This window comes from Streptomyces sp. NPDC093801, from assembly GCF_040701585.1.
In the GTDB taxonomy this organism is placed as follows: domain Bacteria; phylum Actinomycetota; class Actinomycetes; order Streptomycetales; family Streptomycetaceae; genus Streptomyces.
In genome coordinates this window covers 179802-202042 of record NZ_JBFBDP010000008.1, presented here as the reverse complement: position 1 = coordinate 202042, position 22241 = coordinate 179802, and the positions used below count along the sequence as shown (strand labels likewise).

The 22241-nt window shown below is 74.8% G+C and carries 11 protein-coding genes; 1 reads left to right on the top strand and 10 read right to left on the bottom strand.

The window, feature by feature from the left end; all coding sequences use genetic code 11:
• The first annotated feature begins 396 nt into the window (after positions 1-396).
• Entirely contained in the window at positions 397-2031 is a 1635-nt protein-coding gene (locus AB0469_RS11435; RefSeq protein WP_366451111.1) for a bifunctional 3-(3-hydroxy-phenyl)propionate/3-hydroxycinnamic acid hydroxylase, read from the top strand.
• A 63-nt stretch (positions 2032-2094) separates the two neighbouring features.
• On the opposite strand, the gene AB0469_RS11430 is transcribed toward AB0469_RS11435, so the two are convergent.
• The 10 genes from AB0469_RS11430 to AB0469_RS11385 form a co-directional block, all read right to left on the bottom strand.
• Positions 2095-2994 carry an ROK family protein gene (locus AB0469_RS11430; protein WP_366451110.1) on the bottom strand — a complete coding sequence of 300 codons (900 nt, stop codon included), beginning with the start codon at positions 2992-2994 and terminating at the stop codon, positions 2095-2097.
• A 13-nt stretch (positions 2995-3007) separates the two neighbouring features.
• Positions 3008-3700, bottom strand: coding sequence for an HAD-IA family hydrolase (locus AB0469_RS11425; protein ID WP_366451109.1), 693 nt, complete (start codon positions 3698-3700; stop codon positions 3008-3010).
• 78 nt (positions 3701-3778) lie between these two features.
• Entirely contained in the window at positions 3779-4858 is a 1080-nt protein-coding gene (locus AB0469_RS11420) for a Gfo/Idh/MocA family oxidoreductase (RefSeq protein ID WP_366451108.1), read from the bottom strand.
• Positions 4855-6015, bottom strand: a complete 1161-nt coding sequence (locus AB0469_RS11415; RefSeq protein ID WP_366451107.1) for a DegT/DnrJ/EryC1/StrS family aminotransferase — start codon at positions 6013-6015, stop codon at positions 4855-4857. The genes AB0469_RS11420 and AB0469_RS11415 overlap by 4 nt, the downstream gene beginning before the upstream one ends.
• A gap of 132 nt (positions 6016-6147) precedes the next feature.
• Complete coding sequence (locus tag AB0469_RS11410; protein WP_366451106.1) at positions 6148-6963, bottom strand: shikimate dehydrogenase; 816 nt, start codon at positions 6961-6963, stop codon at positions 6148-6150.
• On the bottom strand, positions 6960-8255 hold the full coding sequence (locus AB0469_RS11405; RefSeq protein WP_366451105.1) for a 3-deoxy-7-phosphoheptulonate synthase: 1296 nt from the start codon (positions 8253-8255) through the stop codon (positions 6960-6962). The genes AB0469_RS11410 and AB0469_RS11405 overlap by 4 nt, the downstream gene beginning before the upstream one ends.
• Entirely contained in the window at positions 8252-9325 is a 1074-nt protein-coding gene (locus AB0469_RS11400; protein WP_366451104.1) for a 3-dehydroquinate synthase family protein, read from the bottom strand. Before AB0469_RS11400 ends, AB0469_RS11405 begins: the two co-directional genes overlap by 4 nt.
• Positions 9326-9332: 7 nt before the next feature.
• Positions 9333-10676, bottom strand: coding sequence for an NAD(P)/FAD-dependent oxidoreductase (locus AB0469_RS11395; protein WP_366451103.1), 1344 nt, complete (start codon positions 10674-10676; stop codon positions 9333-9335).
• Positions 10677-10765: 89 nt separating this feature from the next.
• Positions 10766-11542, bottom strand: a complete 777-nt coding sequence (locus tag AB0469_RS11390) for an arylamine N-acetyltransferase (RefSeq protein ID WP_366451102.1) — start codon at positions 11540-11542, stop codon at positions 10766-10768.
• Positions 11543-11571: 29 nt separating this feature from the next.
• Positions 11572-22212: a type I polyketide synthase gene (locus AB0469_RS11385; RefSeq protein ID WP_366451101.1), complete on the bottom strand. Its 10641-nt coding sequence runs from the start codon at positions 22210-22212 to the stop codon at positions 11572-11574.
• Positions 22213-22241: the final 29 nt, after the last annotated feature.

The window sequence follows — 22241 nt, the reverse complement described above, 5'->3', positions numbered from 1 at the left end:
CCGCACCCGGACATCCCCCGATCTGATAGGCCGCACCCCCCGTGAATGCCACCGCGGACACGCCGCCTTGCTCCGGCCGGCCCCCTCCGGCGCCACCAGGGCCGACTGCGTCCTCCCGATGCCCACGAGCGTACGACGGGCGTTGCCGGACGGGTATCCCCCGGTCTGATGGGCCGGTGGCGCAACGGGCGGGACTTCAGCCGGGCTTGAGCGGGATCCGGCCGGCCCGGGTGGGGCCGGCGCGGTGCGTCCACGGGACGTCCGGAGGGGTTGTCCGGGTCCGCATCCCTCGACCTGATAGTCCTTTGCGGATCCTTTGACACGCCCGTACCGGCGAAAATACTCTTCTGGCGATTTTCCAGGGGCGGAATTCTCGAGTAGGGGCACGAGGCCGACATGCGAACGCACGACACGTACTCGAATGCGACGGACACGGACGTCGTCATCGTGGGCAACGGCCCCGTCGGCGCCACCCTGTCGGTGCTGCTGGCCCGGCGCGGCTGGCGGGTCACGGTCCTCGAACGCCGGCCCAGGCCGTACCGGCTGCCGCGCGCCACCAGCTTCGACGGGGAGACCGCCCGCCTCCTCGCCGCGACCGGCATCGGACCGGGGCTGGGCCGGGTGACGGAACCGGCCAACGGCTACCAGTGGCAGACGGCCGCCGGGGCGGTGCTGCTGGACATCGGGTTCACCGGCGCGGGCCCCTACGGCTGGCCGGACGCCAACACGATGCACCAGCCGGCGCTGGAGGACCTGATCGCCGCCGAGGCGCGGGCACTCGACGGGATCACCGTGCTGCGCGGTCACGAGGTCGTGGGGATCGCCGACGGCGAGGGGCGGGTGGAGGTGACGGCCACCACCGACGACGACGCCGCGCACGTCGTCTCCGCGCGGTGGGTGGTCGGCTGCGACGGCGCCAACAGCTTCGTCCGCGAGCACCTGGACGTCCCCGTCACCGACCTCGGGTTCTCGTACGAGTGGCTGCTCTGCGACGTCGAGCTGCGCGAGCCGCGCGAGTTCACCCCGACGAACGTGCAGGTGTGCGACCCGGCCCGGCCCACGACCGTGGTGGCCAGCGGACCGGGGCGGCGGCGCTGGGAGTTCATGCGGCTGCCCGGCGAGAGCGCCGCCGAACTGGGCCGGGAGGAGACGGCCTGGCGGCTGCTGGCTCCCTTCGGCGTCACCCCCGCGACGGCGACCCTGCTGCGCAGCACCACGTACATCTTCCAGGCGCGCTGGGCCGACCAGTGGCGGGTGGGGCACGTCCTGCTGGCCGGCGACGCGGCCCACCTCATGCCGCCCTTCGCCGGTCAGGGCATGTGCTCGGGCGTCCGGGACGTCGTCAACCTGGCCTGGAAGCTGGACCTGACCCTGCGCGGCCTGGCCCCCGAGTCCCTGCTGGACACCTACACGGAGGAACGGCGGGCGCAGGCCAGGGAGGCGATCCTGGCGTCGGTGCAGCTGGGCCGGGTGATCTGCGTGACGGATCCGGCGGCCGCCGCGGAGCGGGACGCCACCGTCCTGGCCAACCGGCGCGGCCGGCCGGCGGCCCGGCCGGAGCCGGCGAAGCCGCTGACGGGCGGGCTGCTGCGACGGCGGTCCGGGGCGCAGGAGGCGGAGCCGGCGGCGGGTGCCGTCGTACCGCAGGGGCGGGTGGCGCGGCCGGGCGGGCCGGTCGGGCTGTTCGACGAGGTCGTCGGCCGCGGTTTCGTCCTGCTGACCACGGACGACGCGCACACGGGGCTCGACGGGGAGCGGCTCGCCTTCCTGGAGGAGCTGGACGCCCGGGTGGTGCGGCTGCTGCCGCCCGGGCAGGAGGCGTACGCGGACGGCGGGTCCGACGTGATCGGCGTGACCGACGCGGACGGGGTCTACGGGCCGTACCTGGCGGGGTTCGGGGCGACGTCGCTGCTGGTCCGCCCGGACTACCACGTCTTCGGCGCCGCGGCCGGCCCGGAGGGCGCCGCTGCACTGGTCGACGACCTCCGGGCCGCCCTGCGCACCGCGCTCCCGGCCGGCGCCCCCCGCTGACGGCTCCCCCGCCCGCCGGCCGGCCGGCGGGCGCCGGGGCCGCGCGGCGGCGGTGCCCGCGGGTCAGGGGGCCGTCAAGCGGGCCAGGGCCAGGGCGCCGTGGAGGGAGGACAGGCCGCCGAGGGCGGCCGGCCGTACCGCCGGCGGGGACTGGCCCGGGCGGGACAGCGCGGCGAGGTGGGCGCCGACCCCGGTGACGATCCCGGGTACGCCCGCCGCGAATCCCCCGCCGACCACGACGAGCCGGGGGTGGAGCAGCTCCTGGACCCCCGACACCGCGGCGGCCAGGGCCCTGCTGGTCCGGTCGACGGCGGCGACCGCCCAGGACCGCCCCTCGTCCAGCCCCCGCACCAGCTCTTCGAAGGCGACGGGCGCTCCGCGCAGCAGGGCCGCGCGGTCGAGGGTGGCCGGCCCGGAGGCGAGGGCCTGGAGGCAGCCGCGGCGGCCGCAGAGGCAGGGGGCGCCGTCCAGCTCGACGATCACGTGCCCGAGTTCGAACGAGCCCCGGTCGGGGCCGGGGCACAGCCCGCCCCGCAGGACGAACCCGCCGCCGATGCCGGTACCCACCCCGAGGTAGAGCAGGTCCTCGCAGCCGGACACCCGGGCCTCGGCGAGGGCGCCGAGGTCGCCGTCGTCGGCCCGGGCGGTGGCCGCTCCGGGGAACAGGGCGCGCAGCGCCCCGTCCAGGTCGAGGCCGTTCCATTCGGGCCGGCTGGGCCAGGCGGTGACCCGGCCGTCCGGCCCGACCGTCCCGGGCATCGCGACGCCGACCGCCCGCAGCGGTCCCGCGAGCCTCCCGCGCAGCTCGCCCACGTGGCGGGCGAGCCGCTCCAGGTCCCGCTCGGCGCTGTGCCGCGGGTCCCAGCGGAAGGAGGACTCGTCGACGCACCGCCCGCCCGCCTCCGCCCGGAAGGCGACCTTGGTGCCCCCGATGTCGACACCGAGGTGATGTGCCTGCCGCATGCCGTGGTGTCCCTCAGACGCGGGGCACGGCCGGGCACAGGGCCAGCAGTTCGGCGGGGCGGTGCAGGACGGTGCCCGGCCCGGAGGCCAGCAGGGCCTCCTCGTCGTCCACCTCCGCCCACAGCGCGGCGGCCGAGGCCACGCCGGCGCCGCGGGCGCTGGCGATGTCGGTCGGCGCGTCGCCGACCATGACGGCCTCGTCCGGGGACAGCCCCAGCAGCGCGAGGGCGTGCTCCACGATGTCGGGGGCGGGCTTGGGGCGGGCGACCTCGTCCGAGCCGATGACGTGGTCGAAGAAGGACAGCAGGCCCAGCTCGTCGAGCAGGGAGCGGGCCCGCTCCCCCGCCTTGCCGGTGGCCACCGCCAGCTTGAACCCGCGGGCGCGCAGGGCCGGCAGCAGTTCGCCGATGCCGTCGAAGACCGGCACCTGGGGGGCGAGCCGGTAGCTCTCGCGGACGAAGGGCTCCTCCATCTCCAGCGGGAGGCCCATGATCCGCATGATGTCGGGGAAGTAGCGGCCCTGGTGGCGCCGGTACTCCTCGAAGGGCGCCTCGCCCTCGCCGACGACCTCCCGGTAGGCGATGGCGAACGCCTCCTCCATCACCGCGAAGCTGTCGACGATGACCCCGTCGAGGTCGAAGATCACGGCGCGCCGGACCGCCGGGAGCGTGCCCGTCTCCGCTGTTCCTACCGTTGCAAGTGTCACGTGATGCCATCCCGTGGGTGTGCTGGTCCTGTGGGAACCGGTGGTGCGGCCGGGGTCGGCCGCCGGTCGCGCCGTGCCCTACCGGTAGGCGGGCACGGCGTCGGGGGTGCGTGCGGACAGGGCCGACGCGTAGAAGTCCTCGATGACGCCGACCGTCGTCCGGGCCTCACCGATGGCCCGCCCCCGGTTGAGGGGGTCGGCGAGGACGGCGGCCAGACGGTCCAGCTGGCGCCGGTACTCGTTGCCGACCGGCTCGTCGGGCACCGGCACCGGGGTGGTGGCGCCCTCCCGGGTGAGGGTCAGCTCCGAGGGCCGGCGGTTGGGGCTGAAGCCGAAGGTGCAGCTGAGCTCGGCGGAGCCCTCGCCGCCCACGACCTGGATGCGGGTCACGTCCCGCGCCTCGTGCGAGGCCCAGCTGGCGTGCAGCGAGACGGAGACCCCGTCCTCGCGTACGAGGAAGCCGCGGGCGGTGTCCTCGACGTCTCCCGCCGCCGCGGCGGCGGGCCGGTCGTGGCGCCAGGCGGCGCTCCAGGAGCCTGCGTTGACGAAGTCGTTGGCCGTGACGCCGACGACCTGTGCGAAGCGGGCCGGGCCGAGCAGGGAGGCGAGGGTGTCGAGGAGGTGCCAGCCCAGGTCGAGCAGGACCCCGCCGCCGGCCTTGCTGCGCTGGGTGAACCAGCCGCCGGCCTGCGGGACCCCGCGGGCCCGTACCCAGGCCAGGTCGACGTGCCGGATGCGGCCGAGGCCGGGCAGCACCTCCGCGAGGGCGCCGACGTCGGCGCGGTACGGGGCGGCGCTGCCGGCCAGCAGCATGGCGCCGCCCCGGTGCTCGGCGGCGGCCAGGGCGTCGGCCTCGGCGGAGGTCAGGCAGACCGGCTTCTCCAGGAAGACGGAGACGCCCCGGCCGAGCAGGGCCGCGGCGACCTCTGCGTGCAGGAAGTTGGGGACGGCGACGACGGCGAGGTCGACCGACCGGGGGCTGAGCGCCTCGACCGTCGAGTACACGGGCAGGCCCGCCACCCCGCCGAAGGCCTCGCGGGCTTCCGGCCGGGTGTCGACGACCGCCACGACCTCGAAGTCGGCGTGCTCGCTCAGCAGGGGCAGCCACAGTTCCCGGCCCGCCCAGCCGAGGCCGACGACGGCGACCCGGACGCTCATGCGGCGCCCACGACGTCGGCGATGATCTCGGCCGTGCGCTGGATGTCCCCTTCGCTCGCGAGCAGCACGCGGTGGTGCAGCCAGATGCAGTCCTGGCTGAGGGCGTCGGAGTGGGGGCAGCGCCGGGCGAGTTCCTCGGGGGTGGTGTCGGGCGCACCGATCTCCCAGAAGGCGTCGGTGCGGTAGATCGCGCGGAAGCCCGCGAAGGCCGGTACGCCGATCTCCACCAGGCGGTCGACGAGGGCGTTGCGCTTCTCCTCGGAGATGCCGGGCACCCGGAACATCGCCATGTAGTGCGAGGGGACGTCGGTGCGCTCGTCGCCGCGCTGCGGGACCACGCCGTCGATGGAGTCGAGCAGGCCGGACAGCTGGGCCCAGCGCTCGTGGCGGGTGGCGATCTGGCCGTCGAGGCGGCGCAGCTGGGCGCGCAGCACCGAGGCCGAGAACTCGTTCATCCGCAGGTTGGAGCCGGCGATGGAGTGGAGGTAGCGGCGGTCGGTCCTGGGGCGGCCGCAGCTGTGGCGCAGGAAGGCGTTCTCGTACGTCTCCGCGTCGGGGAACAGGACGGCGCCGCCCTCGCCGGCGGTCATCAGCTTGCCGTTCTGGAAGCTGAAGGCGGCGACCGAGCCGAGCTCGCCGACGCGCTTGCCCTGCCAGCGGGCGCCGTGGGCGTGCGCGGCGTCCTGGACGAGGGGGACGCCGGTGTCGGCGGAGAGCTTGTCGAGGGCGTCCATGTCGGCGAGGAAGCCGGCCATGTGGACCGGCATGATCGCCCGGGTGCGCGGGGTCACGGCGTCCGCGGCGCGGGCGACGTCGATGTTGAAGGTGTGCTCGTCGACGTCGACGGGGACGGCGACGGCGCCGAGGCGCTGGGCGGCCTGGGAGGACGAGATGAACGTGAAGGCGGGGACGATGACCTCGGAGCCCGGGCCGACGCCGAGGACCTGGAGGGCCAGTTCGAGGGCGTGGGTGCCGTTGGTGACGGCGAGGGCGTGGGGGGCGCCGTGGTGCTCGGCGAACTCCTGCTCGAAGGAGTCGACCTCGCTCCCGCCCATGCGCCACCACTGGCCCTGCTCAAGGGCGCGGATGAGGCCTTCCCGCTCGTCGTCGTCGTACTGGGGCCACTGGGGGAATTCCGGTGCCTGTCGCGCGTTCATGTTTCTCCAGAGGAAATGGATGCGGCTCGACGCGAGATGCGGAGCGGGCGTCGAAATTAGCTGGATTACCGGTCCAACGTAGGTCTCGGAATGCGCCTGCGCATCCCTCGGTCCGGTAGTTCTCGGGGGATTTCACTGCACGTCGAAGAACGCTCGATATGAATTCAGTTGGCCCTCTAGCATGTGAATCCCGTGAAGGACGGGGTGGCCCAGTGCGGCCGCTTCGCGCAGCAGCCGCGTCTCGTGGGGCTTCATGACGACGTCCGCCACGACCGCGCCCGCGGGCAGGGCGTCCAGGGGGAACGGGAGCGGGTCGTCGGGGCGCATGCCCAGGGGGGTCGCGTTGACGGCGATGTCCGCGTCGCGCAGGTCGGGCCCGGGCAGGGCGCGGACCCGTCCGGGCCAGTGCGCCTCCAGGCGGGCGGCGAGGGCGCCCAGTGTCGCGGCGTCCGTGTCGTACAGGGCGAGCCGGTCGGCGCCGGCCGCCAGCAGGGCGGCGGCGACGGCGCTGCCGGCACCGCCCGCCCCGACGAGCGCGACCCTCCTGCCCCGGGGGTCGTGTCCGGCGCCGACCAGGCCGGACACGAAGCCCGAGCCGTCGAAGTTCTCGGCCAGCCAGCTGCCGTCGGGCTCCCGGCGCAGCACGTTGGCGCTGCCGACGACGTCCACGGTGGGACCGCAGCGGTCGGCGAGCCGGCGCACGGCCACCTTGTGGGGCACCGTGACGAACATGCCGTCGAGGTTCTCGACGCGCTGCAGGCCGCGGACGACCCGTTCGAGGTGTTCGGGCCGGACGTGCACCGGGACGAGGACCGCGTCGATGCCCAGCTCCGCGAAGAGCGGGTTCATCAGGGACGGGGCCCGGACCTGGGCGACGGGGTCGCCGAGGACGGCGTACAGCCGGGTGGTGCCGCTGACGGGGATGCCGGCGGCGGGGTGTCCGGTCATCGCGCCACCGTCCCGGATCCGGTGACCGCGGCCGCCGCCGTCTCCGCGGTCAGGGAGGCTATTTCCTTCGCCTGTTCCGCGTTGAGCCGGGGGTCGCAGGCCGTTCGGTAGCGGGCGGGGAGATCGCCTTCCGTGATTCCGCAGGAGCCGCCGACGCATTCGGTGACGTCCTCGCCCGTCATTTCGATGTGAATTCCGCCGGGATGGGTTCCCAGGCGCCGGTGCACTTCGAAGAATCCGGCGATCTCGTCGGCTATGTGCCGGACGTCGCGGGTCTTGTACCCGTTGGCCGAGGTGTAGGTGTTGCCGTGCATGGGATCGCACTGCCACACCACCCGGTGGCCGGAGGCGGTGACCTCCTCGACGATGGCCGGCAGGACCTCGCGGATCCGGTCGTGCCCCATGCGGCTGATGAGGGTCAGCCGTCCTGGTTCGCGGTACGGGTCGAGCCGGCGTACGTAGGCGGCGGCCGCCTCCGGGGTGGTGCCCGGTCCGATCTTGAGGCCGATCGGGTTGGAGAGGAGCTCCGCGAAGGCGATGTGGGCGCCGTCGAGCCCGCGGGTGCGCTCCCCGATCCACAGGAAGTGGCCCAGCGCGCTGGACAGGCGGGGCTCGGGCCCGCTGGTGTCGGGCCGCAGCAGGGAGCGCTCGTAGTCGAGGAGGAGCGCCTCGTGGCCGACGTGGATCTCGCCGCCGCCCGCGTCCGTGGCCGTTTCCGCGCCGAACGCGCGGACGAGGTCCATCGCGGCCGCCGCGTGGGCGTGGGCCCGCAGCATCCGCCAGGGGTCGGGGGTGCGGGCGGCCGGGGTGGGCAGCAGCGAGTTGACCATGTCGCCGCGGTAGACGGGCAGGCCCTGCGCGTCGAGGTTCTGGGAGCGCGGTTTGGCGTACTGGCCGGCGAGCCGGGCGACCTTGACGACGGGCAGTCCGGTGCGGCGGCCGAGGACCGCGGCCATGTCCACGAGGCTGCGCAGGTTGGCCCGTACGTGGGCTTCGGTGTTCGCGGCGAAGGTCTCGGCGCAGTCGCCGCCCTGGACGAGGAAGGCCTCGCCGCGGGCGACGGCCGCGAGGGCTGCGCCCAGCCGTGCCGTCTCGGCCCGGGTCACGAGGGGTTCGGCCCGCGACAGCCGCTCCCGTACCTCCCGGACCGGCCCGGGGTCCGGCCAGGGCGGCTGCTGTGCGGCCGGTCTGGCCAGCGCCGCCTCCAGCCGGGCGGCCAGTGCCGGGTCGGGGGGCGGGGCGGTGCCGGCCGGCGCGTGGGGAGCGTCCGGCCACTGCATCGTGCGCGTCATGTGAGAACCGCATCGTTCGAGGGGGCTCCGGGCGCGGGTTCGCCGATCAGATCGGCCAGGCCCGCCCGGGGCATCCGGTCCAGGACGTCCGCGACCACCGCGTGCGGTACGTCGTCCACCAGTTCCGCGCCGTCCGGCCCGTCCAGCACGAACGTGAGGCCGGTGAGGGCCTTCTTGTCGTGCCGCATCAGCCGGACGAGCGTCTCGGTGGCGGGTCCTTCGGGCAGGGCCGTGGGGAGGCCGTAGGACCCGACGACCTCCTGGTGCTCGCGCACCCGCTCCTCGCCGATGCGCCCGAGGGCCCCGGCGAGGCGGCCGGCGAAGACCGTGCCGATGGCGACGGCCTCGCCGTGGCGCAGCGCGAAGTCGGTGGCCCGTTCCAGCGCGTGGCCCAGGGTGTGGCCGTAGTTGAGCAGGTGCCGCGGTCCGGCGTCCCGTTCGTCCCGCTCCACGATGCCGGCCTTGAGGGTGACGCTGGCGGTGATCTGCTCCGGCAGCGACAGCCCCCGCAGGTCGCCCGCGCCGATGAAGTGGCAGCGGGCTATCTCGCCGAGCCCGTTGAGCACCTCCCGGATGGGCAGGGTGGAGAGGTAGTCGGTGTCGCACAGCACGGCGCTGGGCTGCCAGTAGGCGCCGACCAGGTTCTTGCCGGCCGGCAGGTTCACCGCTGTCTTCCCGCCGACGCTGGCGTCGACCTGGGCGAGCAGCGTGGTGGGCAGGTGGACCACGGGGACGCCCCGGTGGTAGAGCGCCGCCGCGAGTCCGACCACGTCGGTGGTGGTTCCGCCGCCGCAGGAGACGACGACGTCGGAGCGGGTGAGCCCGAACCGCACGAACTCACCGCACAGCGCCTCCACCGTGCTGAGGGTCTTGTCCCGCTCGCCGTCCCGGGCCGGCAGCAGCAGGGTCTCCACCCCGGTGTCGGGCACCCATTCCTCCGGGCGGGCCGACACGACGACGGCCCGTCTGGCGCCCAGTCGCTGGACGGTCCCGGCGAGCGACGCGCGCACGCCCGGGCCGATGAGTACCTCGTACGAATGGTCTCTGAGGCGCAGAGGAATGGAAGCCATGGTCCGCCTACTTGCCCGCCGTCGCCCTGCGGACGCGGGACTCGGCCCGCTCCTTGCGGTCGGCCTCGTCCAGGTGCGGGTAGGCGGGGCAGCCGAAGACCCGCTTGAACGGCGCGAACGTGTCCCATTCGGTGCGCTTGCGCATCTCCTGGGCGACCGGGTTGTGCTCGCTCCAGAAGTCGCCGCCGATGAGGCGGACGAGGTACTTCTCCAGGGTGTCGCGGTCCGTGGAGCGGGCGGCGTCCGCGGCCACGGCGACCAGCTCGCCGTCGTAGTAGGCGTGGATGAGCCGGATGTAGGTGTCGTAGCCGGTCTTGAAGAAGCTCGCGTACCGGTCGATCAGGTGGTCCTCGGCGGCCGGGTCGTCGAGGGCGGCGCCGATCGTCTCGGCGGCGCGGACGGCGGTGGCCGTGGCCACCAGGACGCCGCCGGAGAACATCGGGTCGCCGAAGCAGCCAGCGTCGCCGACCATGACCCAGCCGGGGCCGGTGACCGTGTCGGAGTGGTAGCAGTAGTCGGTCTCGACGCGGAGGTCGCTGGTGGGGTGGGTGCCGGTCAGGCGGGCGGTGATCCGCGGGATGCGGCCCACGTGCTCCTCGAACGCCTTCTCGGGGGTCGAGCCGCGCAGCACGTCGCGGGGCATGACCGTGCCGACGCTGATGGCGTCCTTGGAGAGCGGGATCGCCCAGACCCAGCCGTCGTCGTGGGCGCCGACCTGGATGTCGCCCTCGACACCGAGGTTGTGGCTCTCGTCGAGCCCGGCGTAGTGCCGGAACACGGCGACCATGCGGAGCTTCTCCAGCGTCTTGCGCAGGCCGAAGCGGTTGGCGATCCGGCCGGCGCGGCCGCTCGCGTCGATGACGTACCTGGAGCGGACCTCGTGCTGCTCGCCCTCGCGCTCGTAACGGACGCCGACCATGCGGTCGCCCTCCATGAGCAGTTCGCTGACGTTCGCCCCGAAGAGGACCCGCGCACCGGCCGCGGCGGCCTGCTCGGTGAGCATCGTGTCGAACCGGGCGCGCTCGACCTGGAAGGCGCTGGAGTAGCGGCCGTCGCCCTGCTTGGTGAAGTCGGCGCGGAAGACGCCCTCGAAGAACTTCTTCTCGGTCGGGTCGATGAACTCGCCGCCGAACTTGGGGACGTAGCCCTGGGCCTCCACGGCCTCGCGCAGGCCGATCTGGTCGAACATGCCCATCATGTAGGGCAGCAGGGACTCGCCTATGTGGAAGCGGGGGAACTCGTCGCGTTCGAGCAGCACCACGTTGTGCCCCTGCTTGGCGAGCACGGTGGCGCTGACGGCGCCGGCCGGTCCTCCGCCGATCACGATCACGTCGGTCGTGTCGTTTGCCATCACATTTCCCTTCGGATTCATTTGCTGACCCGGCCGCGGGGCATTTCCCCGCGGCCGGTGTACGGAAGAAGTCGGCGAACGGGGCGGATTCAGCCGGGTTCACCGGAGAGGATGCTGTGGATCAGCGCCCGGTGCTCGTTGTCGTCCGTGATGGTGCGGGCCTGTTCGCGGCCGTCACGGACCGTCAGGTGGCGGCGCCCCTTGAGTACGGCCTGGCCGTTCTCGAAACTCCGGCCGCACAGGATTTCGCGGCCGTCGCGCGGCCTTTCCTCCGCCAGGATCTCCCTGAGGAGGTCCTCCATGGCCTTCCAGTCGCTCCACCGGCGGGATTCCATCGTGAAGGTGTAGACGACGCTCCACCTGGTGACGGCTCCGCGGCGCTGGAGGGCGATCTCGTTCCCGCGGTCGACCAGCCGGTACTGGCACCGGTACTGGGTCTGCACCGCGTCGGTGACCAGCAGCGGCTCGATGTAGGAAGGCCCAGGATATCCAACGTCCACGAGCCATTCCTGCCCGTCCAGCGCGACGCGACTGAACATGTGCTCGACATCGAGCGCGAATGCCTCGGCCCCTTCCGCGGTCCGGGCCGCCATCAGCGTCACGTCGTAGCCGAGTTCGCGCAGGAGCCGGAGGAAAAGGCGGTTCAGCTGGAAACAGGTGCCGCCCCGGCCGTTCATGACGGTCGTTTCGAACATGGCGTCCTCGTCGATGTCGACGAGGTTCACGCCGTCTTCGTAGTTCTCGGTGACCCCGTTGTACGGAATCGCCATGAGGTGGTGCTTGTGCAGTTTCCGCAGGGTGGCGATGTCCACCCCGGTTTCCCCCGCGCAGCCGATGCGCTGCAGGTACCTGCCCACGTCGAACATGTCGTGCACCTTCTTTCGGAGTTCGGGCCTCAGACGGCCGCGGGACCGGCGGCCCGGGCACCGCACAGCAGCTCGTGCAGGTATCCGGCGAGCAGTCCCGGCGTCGGGTGGTCGAACACGAGGTTGGGAGAGAGCTTCCGTTCCGCGAGGGTGCGGAGCCTGTTGCGGAGCTCGATGGCGGTGAGGGAGTCGAAGCCGATCTCGAACAGCCCCTGGTCGGCGTCGAAGTGGTGGTTCGCGCTGTATCCCAGGACGGCGGCCACCTGCGCCCGCACCAGGTCGAGCAGCACCTTCCGCTGCTCGGCGGCGGACAGTGCGGCCAGCCGCTCGGGCAGCTGCCGGCCCTCCTCGGCTCCCGCTCCGGCCTGCGCCTGCTGGCGGGCGGCCTTGACCAGCCCGCGCAGCAGGTGCGGTACGCCGCCACCCGCCGCCGAGCCGCTGCGGACGCCCCTCAGGTCCAGCTTGGCGGGCACCAGCAGCGCCTGCCCGGATCCGAGGGCGGCGTCGAAGAGTTCCATCCCCTCCGCCGGGGTCATCGCCCTCAGGCCGCCGCGCCGGTTGAGCCGGGCCTTGACGACCTCGTCGGTGCCGGCCGCCATGCCTCCGTCGGTCTGGTCCCACAGGCCCCAGGCCAGCGAGAGGCCCGGCAGGCCGGCGGCCCGGCGGTGGGCCATCAGGCCGTCGAGGAAGGCGTTGGCGGCCGCGTAACTGCCGCTGCCCGCACCCATGAACACGGCGGAGACCGAGGAGTAGACGACGAACGCGTCCAGGTCCACACCCCGCGTCAGCTCGTCCAGGTGCCGGACCGCGTCGACCTTCGGCGCGAACACCCGCGCCAGCCGCTCGGGGGTCAGCATGCCGATCACCCCGTCGTCGGTGACGCCGGCGGTGTGCACGACCCCGGTGAGCGGGTGTTCCGCGGGGAGGGACGCCAGCAGTCCGGCGACCTGCCCGCGGTCGGAGAGGTCGCAGGCCGCCACCGAGACGGTGGCGCCGTGCCCGGTCAGCTCGGCGACCAGTTCCTCGATCCCTTCGGCCTGCCATCCGCGGCGGCTGGCCAGCAGCAGGTGCCGTACGCCGTGCCGGGCGACCAGGTGCCGGGCCGCGAGCGCGCCCAGCGAACCGGCACCGGACACCAGGACGGTGCCCTCCGGCGCGAAGACCACCGGAGCCTCCTGCGCCGACCCCGCGACACGGGCGAGGCGCGGCACGAACAGAGCCGCTCCCCGCACCGCCAGCTGCGGCTCACCGCAGGCCAGCGCCGCACCGAGGACCGGCTCCGGCCCGCCCTCGGCGGCGGGGTCGGTGTCCAGCAGGACGATCCGGTCGGGGTTCTCCGCCTGCGCGGCCCGCACCAGGCCCCACACGGCCGAGCCGGCCGGATCGGTCACGGTGGCCTCGCCGGCCGCGGGTACCGCACCCCGGGTCACGACCAGCAGCCGCGACTCCTCCAGCCCGGCCCCGGCCAGCCAGCACTGGACGACCTCCAGCACCCGGTCGGCCAGGTGCAGCACCGGGTCCTCGCCCGCGGGGAGCGGGGCGGCCCCGGTGGCTGCCTCCAGGACGGCCAGCGCCGGGGCGGCCGTCCGGCCTTCGAGCACGTCGTCGGCCAGGGTCGCCACCTCTTCGGCGGTGGCCACGGCCACCCACGAGGGGGCGGCCCCGCCGGCCTGCGTCTGCGGCAGCTCGGCCCACTCCACCCGGAACAGCGGGTTGGCGGGGCGGGCCGTGCCCGCGGCCGTCTCCAGCTGCTCGGCGGACACCACCCGGGACACCAGGGAGTCCAGGGTCACCACCGGCCGGCCGGTCTCGTCCGCCGCTTCCAGGGCCAGTGCTCCGGGCTCCGGCTGGGAGAGGCGGACGCGCAGCGCCGGCGCCCCGGCCGCGTGCAGGGCCAGCCCGTTCCATGCGAACGGCAGCCGCAGCTCCTGGCCTTCGCCCCCGGCCGACGGGGGCTGCGCCGCGCCGTTCAGCAGCGGCGAGTGCAGGGCGGCGTCCAGCAGCGCCGGGTGGATGCCGTACCGGCCGGCTTCGCCGCGGTGCTCCTCGGGGAGGGCGGCCTCGGCGAAGAGTTCCCCACCGCGCCGCCACACCGCCCGTACGGCCCGGAACGCCGGCCCGTACCCGTAGCCGACCCCGGCGATCGCCTCGTAGCCGCCGCTGATGTCGACGGGTTCCGCGCCGGCCGGCGGCCAGGCGGCGAAGTCGAAGCCGCTGCCGGGGCGGCCGCCCGCCGCGGCGGCGGCGGCCAGCGTGCCGGAGGCGTGCCGCGTCCACCCGTCCCCGTCGGAGGCGCCCTCGCGGCGGGAGTAGATCTCCACGGTGCGCGAGCCGCTCGGTCCGGGACCGCCGACGGCGACCTGCACCTGGACCCCGCCCTGTGCGGGGACCACGAGCGGCGCCTCGATCACGAGCTCCTCCAGCAGCTCGCATCCGGCCTCGTCACCGGCGCGCACGGCCAGCTCGACCAGTCCGGTACCGGGGACGATGACCACTCCGTCGACCGCGTGGTCGGCGAGCCAGGCGTGCGTGCGCAGGGAGAGGCGGGAGGTGCAGAGCAGCCCGTCGGACTGCGGCAGCTGGACCACCGCGCCGAGCAGGGGGTGTTCGACCCCTGCGAGGCCCAGCGAGGCCGCGTCGGTGGCCGGTTCGGCGGCCTGGATCCAGAAGTGCCGGTGGTCGAAGGCGTACGTCGGCAGTTCGACGTGCGCCGTCGTCACGGGCGGCAGGACCGCGGCCCAGTCCACCGCCACTCCGCCGACGAACAGCTCGGCGAGGGAGGTCAGCAGGCGGCGCGTTCCGCCGTCCTCGCGGCGCAGGGAGCCGGTCACCACGGCGTCGGCGTCGAGGCCGTCGACGGTCTCGGTGACGGGCTGGACGAGCACCGGGTGGGCGCTGACCTCCAGGAACACCCCGTAGCCCTGGCCGGTCAGTTCGGCGACGGCCGGGCCGAAGCCGACCTGGCCGCGCAGGTTGCGGTACCAGTATCCGCCGTCCAGGACGTCGGCGTCCTCGATCCAGCTCCCGGAGACCGTGGAGTAGAAGGGCACCGTCGGCGCCTTCGCCGCGATCCCGGCGAGGGTCTCGGCGAGCGTGCTCTCGACGGCTTCGACGTGCCGGCTGTGGGAGGCGTAGTCCACCGCGACCCGGCGGACCCGGACGCCCTCGAAGGCGAGCGCCTCCAACGCCTCGTCGAGTGCCTCGGCGTCACCGGCGACGACCACGGACGACGGGCTGTTGACCGCCGCCACCTCGACCCGGTCCGCCCAACGCTCCAGCTTCGAGGCCGCCTCCTCGGCGCTCAGCGCCACCGACGCCATCCCGCCCCGGCCGGCCAGCTCCTTGGCGATGGCCTGACTGCGCAGCGCCACCACACGGGCCGCGTCCTCCAACGACAGCGCACCCGCCACGCAGGCAGCAGCGATCTCACCCTGCGAGTGACCGACCACCGCGTCGGGACGGACACCCAGCGAAGCCCACACGGCCGCCAGACCGACCATCACCGCGAAGCTGGCGGGCTGGAGCACCTCCACCCGCTCCAGCAGCTCCGGCACCGCCTCACCCCGCAGCACCTCGACCAGCGACCAGTCCACCCACCGCTCCAGGGCGGTCGCGCACTCCGCGATGCGCGCCGCGAACACCGGCGAGGAATCCAGCAGTTCACGTCCCATACCGGCCCACTGCGACCCCTGACCCGGGAACACCCACACGGTCCGGCCCGGCGCGGCCGAGCCCGCGCTGCCGGTCACGACACCGGCCGCGTCCTCGCCGCGGGCCAGCGCCCGTAGCCCCGCGACGGCCTCCTCGGCGGACCCGGCCGTAACGACCGCACGCTCCCCGAAGACCGACCGACCCGACGCCAGAGCCCCGGCCACCTCCGCCAGGGAAACCCCCTCGGTACCCTCCACGAACCCGGCCAGGCGTCCGGCCCGACCGGCCAGCGAGGCCGCGCTGCGCGCCGACACCACCAACGGCACCACACCACCGGCCACCGGAGCCGAAGCCGCGACCGCTGCCGCGGCATCCTCCTCCGCCGGGGCCTCCTCCAGGATCAGGTGCGCGTTCGTCCCGCTGATGCCGAACGAGGACACGCCCGCCCGGCGCGGGTGGGCGCCGCGCGACCAGTCCCGGGCCTCGGTCAGCAGCTCGATGGCCCCCTCGGACCAGTCCACCTGCCGCGTCGGCGCGTCCACGTGCAGCGTCGGCGGCATGATGCCGTGGCGCATCGACTGCACCATCTTGATCACGCTCGCGACGCCCGCCGCGGCCTGCGTGTGGCCGATGTTGGACTTCAGCGAACCCAGCCACAGCGGCCGCTCGGGGTCGCGCCCCTTGCCGTACGTGGCGAGCAGCGCCTGCGCCTCGATCGGGTCGCCCAGCGCGGTGCCCGTCCCGTGCCCCTCGACCACGTCCACATCCGACGCCGCGAGCCCGGCGCTCTGCAGCGCCTTGCGGATGACCCGCTGCTGCGAAGGGCCGTTGGGCGCGGTCAGGCCGTTCGAAGCCCCGTCCTGGTTGACGGCGCTGCCGCGCAGCACCGCCAGCACCCGGTGGCCCTTCTCTCGGGCCACCGACAGCCGCTCCAGCACCACCAGGCCCACGCCCTCGGCCCAGCCGGTTCCGTCCGCGCCGTCGGCGTACGCCTTGCAGCGGCCGTCCCCGGCGAGGCCCCGCTGCCGGGAGAACTCGACGAAGGAGACCGGGGTCGCCATCACCGTCGCGCCACCGGCGAGGGCCATCGAGCACTCGCCCTGCCGCAGCGCCTGCGCCGCCAGGTGCATGGCGACCAGCGACGAGGAACACGCCGTGTCCACGGTGACCGCCGGGCCCTCGAAGCCGAACACGTACGACACGCGGCCCGACGCCACGCTCGCCGCCGTGCCGGTGCTGGCGAAGCCCTCCAGTTCCGGGGCGGCCACGCCGGCTCCGTATCCCTGGCTGGACACGCCGGCGAACACGCCGACGTCGGTTCCCTTCAGCGAGAACGGGTCCACGCCGACCCGCTCCAGCGCCTCCCAGGAGGTCTCCAGCAGCAGCCGCTGCTGCGGGTCCATCGCGAGCGCCTCGCGCGGCGAGATCCCGAAGAACGCCGGGTCGAAGAGGCCCGCGCCGTCGACGAAGCCGCCCTGGCTGGTGTACGAGGTGCCCGCACTGTCGGGGTCGGGGTCGAACAGGCCGTCCAGGTCCCAGCCCCGGTTGTCCGGGAACGAGGACATGCCCTCACGCCCCTCGGACACCAGCCGCCACAGGTCCTCCGGACCGGCCACCCCGCCCGGCAGACGGCAGGCCATGCCCACGATGGCGATCGGCTCGTCCGGATCCACGACGGCGGACGCCACGGCCGGCGCCGGGGATCCGGCCGCGGCCGCGTCCCCGAACTCCTCGCGCAGGTAGCGGGCGAGGGCCAGCGGGGTCGGGTAGTCGAAGACCAGCGTGGCCGGGAGCTTCAGGCCGGTCGCCTCGCGCATCCGGTTGCGGAGCTCGACGGAGGTGAGGGAGTCGAACCCGGCGTCCTTGAACGCCGTGTCGGCCCGGACCCCGCCCGGACCGGTGTGGCCGAGGACGACGGCGGCCTCGGAGCGCACCAGGTCCAGCAGGAGGGCCTCCCGCTCCTCCTCGCCGAGACCGGCGAGCCGGCGGACCAGGCCGCCGTCCCCGGCGGACTGCGCCCGGGCCTGCTGGCGGCCGGAGCGGACCAGGCCGCGCAGCAGGTGCGGAACGCCGCCACCCGCCGCGGCGCCTGCCCGCGCCCCGCGCAGGTCCAGCTTGATCGGCACCAGCAGGGCCCGCTCCGCCACCAGGGCGGCGTCGAAAAGCTCCATGCCCTCCACCGCGGAGATGGCCAGCGCGCCGCCCCGGCTCATGCGCGCCTGGTCGACGGCGCTGAGGTCGGCGGTCATGCCGGAGGTCTGCTCCCACAGGCCCCAGGCCAGCGACAGGCCCTGCTCCCCGGCGGCCCGGCGGTGGGCCATCAGCCCGTCGAGGAAGGCGTTGGCCGCCGCGTAGTTGCCCTGGCCGGCGGATCCGAAGACGCCGGAGGCGGAGGAGAACACCACGAAGGCGGCGAGGCCGAGGCCCCGGGTCAGCTCGTCCAGGTGCCGGACCGCGTCGACCTTCGGGGCGAACACCCCGGCCAGCCGCTCCGGGGTCAGCGCTCCGATCACCCCGTCGTCGAGCACGCCCGCCGTGTGCACGACGCCGGTCAGCGGGTGCGCGGCCGGCACCGACGCGAGCAGCGCCTCCGCCTGCGCGCGGTCGGAGACGTCACAGGCCGCCACCGAGACGGCGGCACCCTGCCCGGTCAGCTCGGCGACCAGTGCCTCCACGCCCTCGGCGGCCGGTCCGCGGCGGCTGGCCAGCAGCAGGTGCCGTACGCCGTGCCGGGCGACCAGGTGCCGGGCGACGAGGGCGCCCAGCGAGCCGGTGCCGCCGGTGATCAGGACGGTGCCCTCCGGCGCGAACACGGACGGGGCATCGGGGACCTGGGCGGCCGTCCGGGCGAGCCGGGGCGCCGAGAGCACGCCGGCGCGGACCGCTGCCTGCGGCTCGCCGCCGGCGAGGACGGCGCCCAGCACCGGCTCCGCTCCCGCACCGGAGGCGGGGTCGGTGTCGATCAGGACGATCCGGTCCGGGTTCTCCACCTGGGCGACGCGCACCAGGCCCCACACCGCCGCGCCCGCGGGGTCGCCCACGGCGCCGTCACCGGCGGGCACCGCACCCCGGGTGGCCACGACGAGCCGGGACTCCTCCAGGCCCGTACCGGCCAGCCAGGCCTGGACGACGCCCAGCACCCGGGAGGTCAGGGCCAGGGCGGAGTCCTCGCCGCCGACGGCCTCCAGCAGCGCGACCGCCGGCACCCGGCCGTCGCGCTCCAGCGCCGCCACGTCCTCGGCGGTGGCCACCGGCGTCCACACCGGCTCGGCCACGGCCCCCTCGGCCGGGGTCAGCGGCGCCCATTCCACCCCGAACAGGGCGTCGGTGACGGCCGGTGCGGCCGCGGCGCCGAGCTGCTCGGCGGAGACCGGGCGGGACACCAGCGAGTCCAGGGTGACCACCAGGCCGCCGGCCTCGTCGGCGGCCTCCAGGGACACGGCGCCGGGCCCGCCGGGCACGAGCCGCACGCGCAGCACCGAAGCACCGGAGGCGCGCAGCACCAGCCCGTTCCACGCGAACGGCAGCACCGCTTCCACGGCCTCCCCGTCGGCCGGTGCGTCCGCCGGGACGCCGAACATCCCGGTGTGCAGGGCGGCATCCAGCAGCGCGGGGTGGATGCCGAAGCGGTCGGCGTCCTTGCGCTGCTCCTCCGGCAGGGCGACCTCGCCGAAGAGCTCCTCGCCGCGCCGCCACACCGCCCGCAGGCCCTGGAACGCGGGCCCGTACCCGTAACCGCGGCCGACGAGCTCCCCGTAGAAGTCCCCGACCTCGACGGGCCGGGCGCCGGCGGGCGGCCAGGCGGCGAAGTCGAAGCCGCTGCCGGCCGGCCGGGCCGCGGCGGACAGGGTGCCGGCGGCGTGCCGCGTCCACGCGTCCTCGTCGTCCGCGTCCTCGCGCAGGGAGTGGACCTCCACGGTGCGCGAGCCGTTCGCGCCGGGCGCGCCGACGGCGACCTGGACCCGGACCCCGCCGCGGTCGGGGACCACCAGCGGCGCCTCGACGACGAGCTCCTCCAGCACCCCGCACCCGGCCTCGTCACCGGCCCGCACGGCCAGCTCCACGAGGCCGGTGCCCGGGACGAGCACGACCCCGCCCACGGCGTGGTCGGCGAGCCAGGGGTGGGTCCGCAGCGACAGCCGCGAGGTGAAGACGAGCCCGTCCAGCTGCGGCAGCCGCACGACCGCTCCCAGCATGGGGTGGTCGGCCGCCGTCTGGCCGAGCGCGACGGCGTCGGTCGCGGCGGCCGCTTCCTTCAGCCAGTAGTGCTGGTGCTCGAAGGCGTACGTCGGCAGGTTCACCCGTCCGGTCGTCGCGGACGCCGGCAGGGCCGCGCTCCAGTCCGCGGCCGCGCCGCGGACGAACAGCTCGGCCACGGAGGCCATCAGCGTCTGCTCCTCGGGGCGGCCGTCGCGCAGGGCCGCGACGGCCGTCACCGTCCCGGCGCCCGCCGCGGCGGCGCTCTCCGCGACCAGCCCGGTCAGCGCGCCGCCCGGGCCGACTTCCAGGAAGAGGGTGGCGCCGGATTCCACGGCGGCGGCGATCCCCTCGGCGAACCGCACCGGCCGGCGGACGTGCTCCGCCCAGTACTGCGGGTCGGTGAGCTCGCCGGGTCCGGCGAGCCGGCCGGTGACGTTGGAGACCACCGGGACGGCCGGCTCCTGCCAGGCCACTCCGGCCAGCTCCGCGGCGAACTCGGCCAGCATGGGCTCCATGCGGGCGGAGTGGAACGCGTGCGAGACCGCCAGCCGCTTCGTCTTGTGGCCGCGCTCGCGCATCACGGCGGCCGCGGCGAGCACGGCGGCCTCCTCGCCGGAGAGCACCACCGAGGCGGGGCCGTTGACGGCCGCGAGCTCGACGCCGTCGCCGAGCAGCTCGGCGGCCTCCTCCTCCCCGACGGCCACGGCGACCATCGCACCGCCCGGGGGCAGCGCCTGCATCAGCCGGCCGCGGGCCGCGACCAGCCGCGCCGCGTCGGGCAGGGTGAGGGCGCCGGCCGCGTGGGCGGCGGTGATCTCGCCGACCGAATGGCCGATCACGGCGTCCGGCCGGAGTCCCCAGGACTCCAGCAGCCGGAACAGGGCGCTCTCCACGGCGAACAGGCCCGCCTGGGTGTACACGGTCCGGTCGAGGAGCCCGGCGGCACCGGGCGTCCGGCCGAGCACCACGTCCCGTACCGGGTGGTCGACCCGGCCGGCCAGGGCGGCGTCGAGGTGCTCGCAGGCGGCGTCGAACGCCTCGGCGAACACCGGGTGGCGGTCGTACAGCTCCCGGCCCATCCCGACGCGCTGCGAACCCTGGCCGGGGAAGACCCACACGGCCCTGCCCGGCCCGCCGGCGGCGGCGCCGGTCACGACACCGGCCGCGCCCTCGCCGCGGGCCAGCGCCCGCAGCCGGGCCAGCGCCTCGGGTACGGAGCCGGCCAGGACGACGGCGCGCTCGGCGAGGAGCGCCCGCTCGGACAGCAGCACCCGGCCCACCTCCGCGAGCGGCACCCCGTCGGCACCCTCGAGGTACGAGGCCAGCCGCGCGGCCTGCCCGGCCAGGGACCCGGTGGTGCGCGCCGAGACCACCAGCGGGACCACGCCGTCGGACACCGGGACGGGTTCCGCCCCGGCGCCGGGACCGGCCGCGGGCTCCTCGGCGGGGGCCTCCTCCAGGATCAGGTGGGCGTTCGTGCCGCTGATGCCGAACGAGGACACGCCCGCCCGGCGCGGCCGGCCGTCGCGCGGCCACTCCCGGCCTTCGGTGAGCAGTTCGACGGCGCCCGCCGTCCAGTCGACCTCGGTGGTGGGCCGCTCCACGTGCAGGGTGGGCGGCATGACGCCGTGGCGCAGGGCCTGCACCATCTTGATGACGCTCGCGACGCCCGCCGCGGCCTGCGTGTGGCCGATGTTGGACTTCAGCGAACCCAGCCACAGCGGCCGCTCGGGGTCGCGCCCCTGCCCGTAGGTGGCGAGGACGGCCTGGGCCTCGATCGGGTCGCCGAGGGCCGTGCCCGTGCCGTGGGCCTCGACGACGTCAACGTCCGCCGAGACCAGTCCCGCGCCGGCCAGCGCCTTGCGGATGACCCGCTGCTGCGAGGGGCCGTTGGGGGCGGTCAGGCCGTTGGAGGCGCCGTCCTGGTTGACGGCGCTGCCGCGCAGCACCGCCAGCACCCGGTGGCCCTTCTCTCGGGCCACCGACAGCCGCTCCAGGACGACCACGCCGGCGCCTTCGGCCAGGCCCATGCCGTTGGCGCCGTCCGCGAACGCCTTGCACCGGCCGTCGGTGGCCATGCCCCGCTGCCGGGAGAAGGCGACGAAGGTCCCGGGCGTCGACATCACCATCGCGCCGCCCGCGAGGGCCACGGAGCACTCGCCCTGGCGCAGCGCCTGCGCGGCCAGGTGGATGGCGACCAGGGAGGAGGAGCAGGCGGTGTCCACCGACACGGCGGGCCCCTCGAAGCCGAACACGTACGACACCCGGCCCGAGGCCACGCTGGGCGCCACGCCCGTCCCGGTGAAGCTCTCCAGCTCCGGGGCGATGGCTCCGGCGCCGGTCCCGTAGCCCTGGCTGCACACGCCGGAGAACACGCCGACGTCGGTGCCCTTGAGGGAGACGGGGTCGATGCCGGCGCCCTCCAGGGCCTCCCAGGAGGTCTCCAGCAGCAGCCGCTGCTGCGGGTCCATCGCGAGGGCCTCGCGCGGCGAGATCCCGAAGAACCCGGCGTCGAACAGACCCGCACCCTGGAGGAAGCCGCCCTGGTCGACGTACGAGGTGCCGGGGTGGTCGGGGTCGGGGTGGAAGAGGCCCTCCAGCTCCCAGCCGCGGTCCTCGGGGAACCCGGAGACCGCGTCCCGGCCCTCGGACACCAGCCGCCACAGGTCCTCCGGGCCCGCCACGCCGCCCGGCAGGCGGCAGGCCATGCCCACGACGGCGATGGGCTCGCCGGCGTGGTTCGACCCCTGCTTCTTCAGGGTGTGCAACTCGGCCGTGACCCGCTTGAGGTACTGGAGGAGCTTTTCGTCCGTGGCCATTCTTTTCGATTCCTTACGAAGTGGAAGGG

Coding starts and splice junctions, on each gene's coding strand:
- AB0469_RS11410 (WP_366451106.1), bottom strand. CDS start 6,963: ATGACCGGACACCCCGCCGCCGGCATCCCCGTCAGCGGCACCACCCGG.
- AB0469_RS11420 (WP_366451108.1), bottom strand. CDS start 4,858: ATGAGCGTCCGGGTCGCCGTCGTCGGCCTCGGCTGGGCGGGCCGGGAA.
- AB0469_RS11400 (WP_366451104.1), bottom strand. CDS start 9,325: ATGGCTTCCATTCCTCTGCGCCTCAGAGACCATTCGTACGAGGTACTC.
- AB0469_RS11435 (WP_366451111.1), top strand. CDS start 397: ATGCGAACGCACGACACGTACTCGAATGCGACGGACACGGACGTCGTC.
- AB0469_RS11430 (WP_366451110.1), bottom strand. CDS start 2,994: ATGCGGCAGGCACATCACCTCGGTGTCGACATCGGGGGCACCAAGGTC.
- AB0469_RS11385 (WP_366451101.1), bottom strand. CDS start 22,212: ATGGCCACGGACGAAAAGCTCCTCCAGTACCTCAAGCGGGTCACGGCC.
- AB0469_RS11405 (WP_366451105.1), bottom strand. CDS start 8,255: ATGACGCGCACGATGCAGTGGCCGGACGCTCCCCACGCGCCGGCCGGC.
- AB0469_RS11395 (WP_366451103.1), bottom strand. CDS start 10,676: ATGGCAAACGACACGACCGACGTGATCGTGATCGGCGGAGGACCGGCC.
- AB0469_RS11415 (WP_366451107.1), bottom strand. CDS start 6,015: ATGAACGCGCGACAGGCACCGGAATTCCCCCAGTGGCCCCAGTACGAC.
- AB0469_RS11390 (WP_366451102.1), bottom strand. CDS start 11,542: ATGTTCGACGTGGGCAGGTACCTGCAGCGCATCGGCTGCGCGGGGGAA.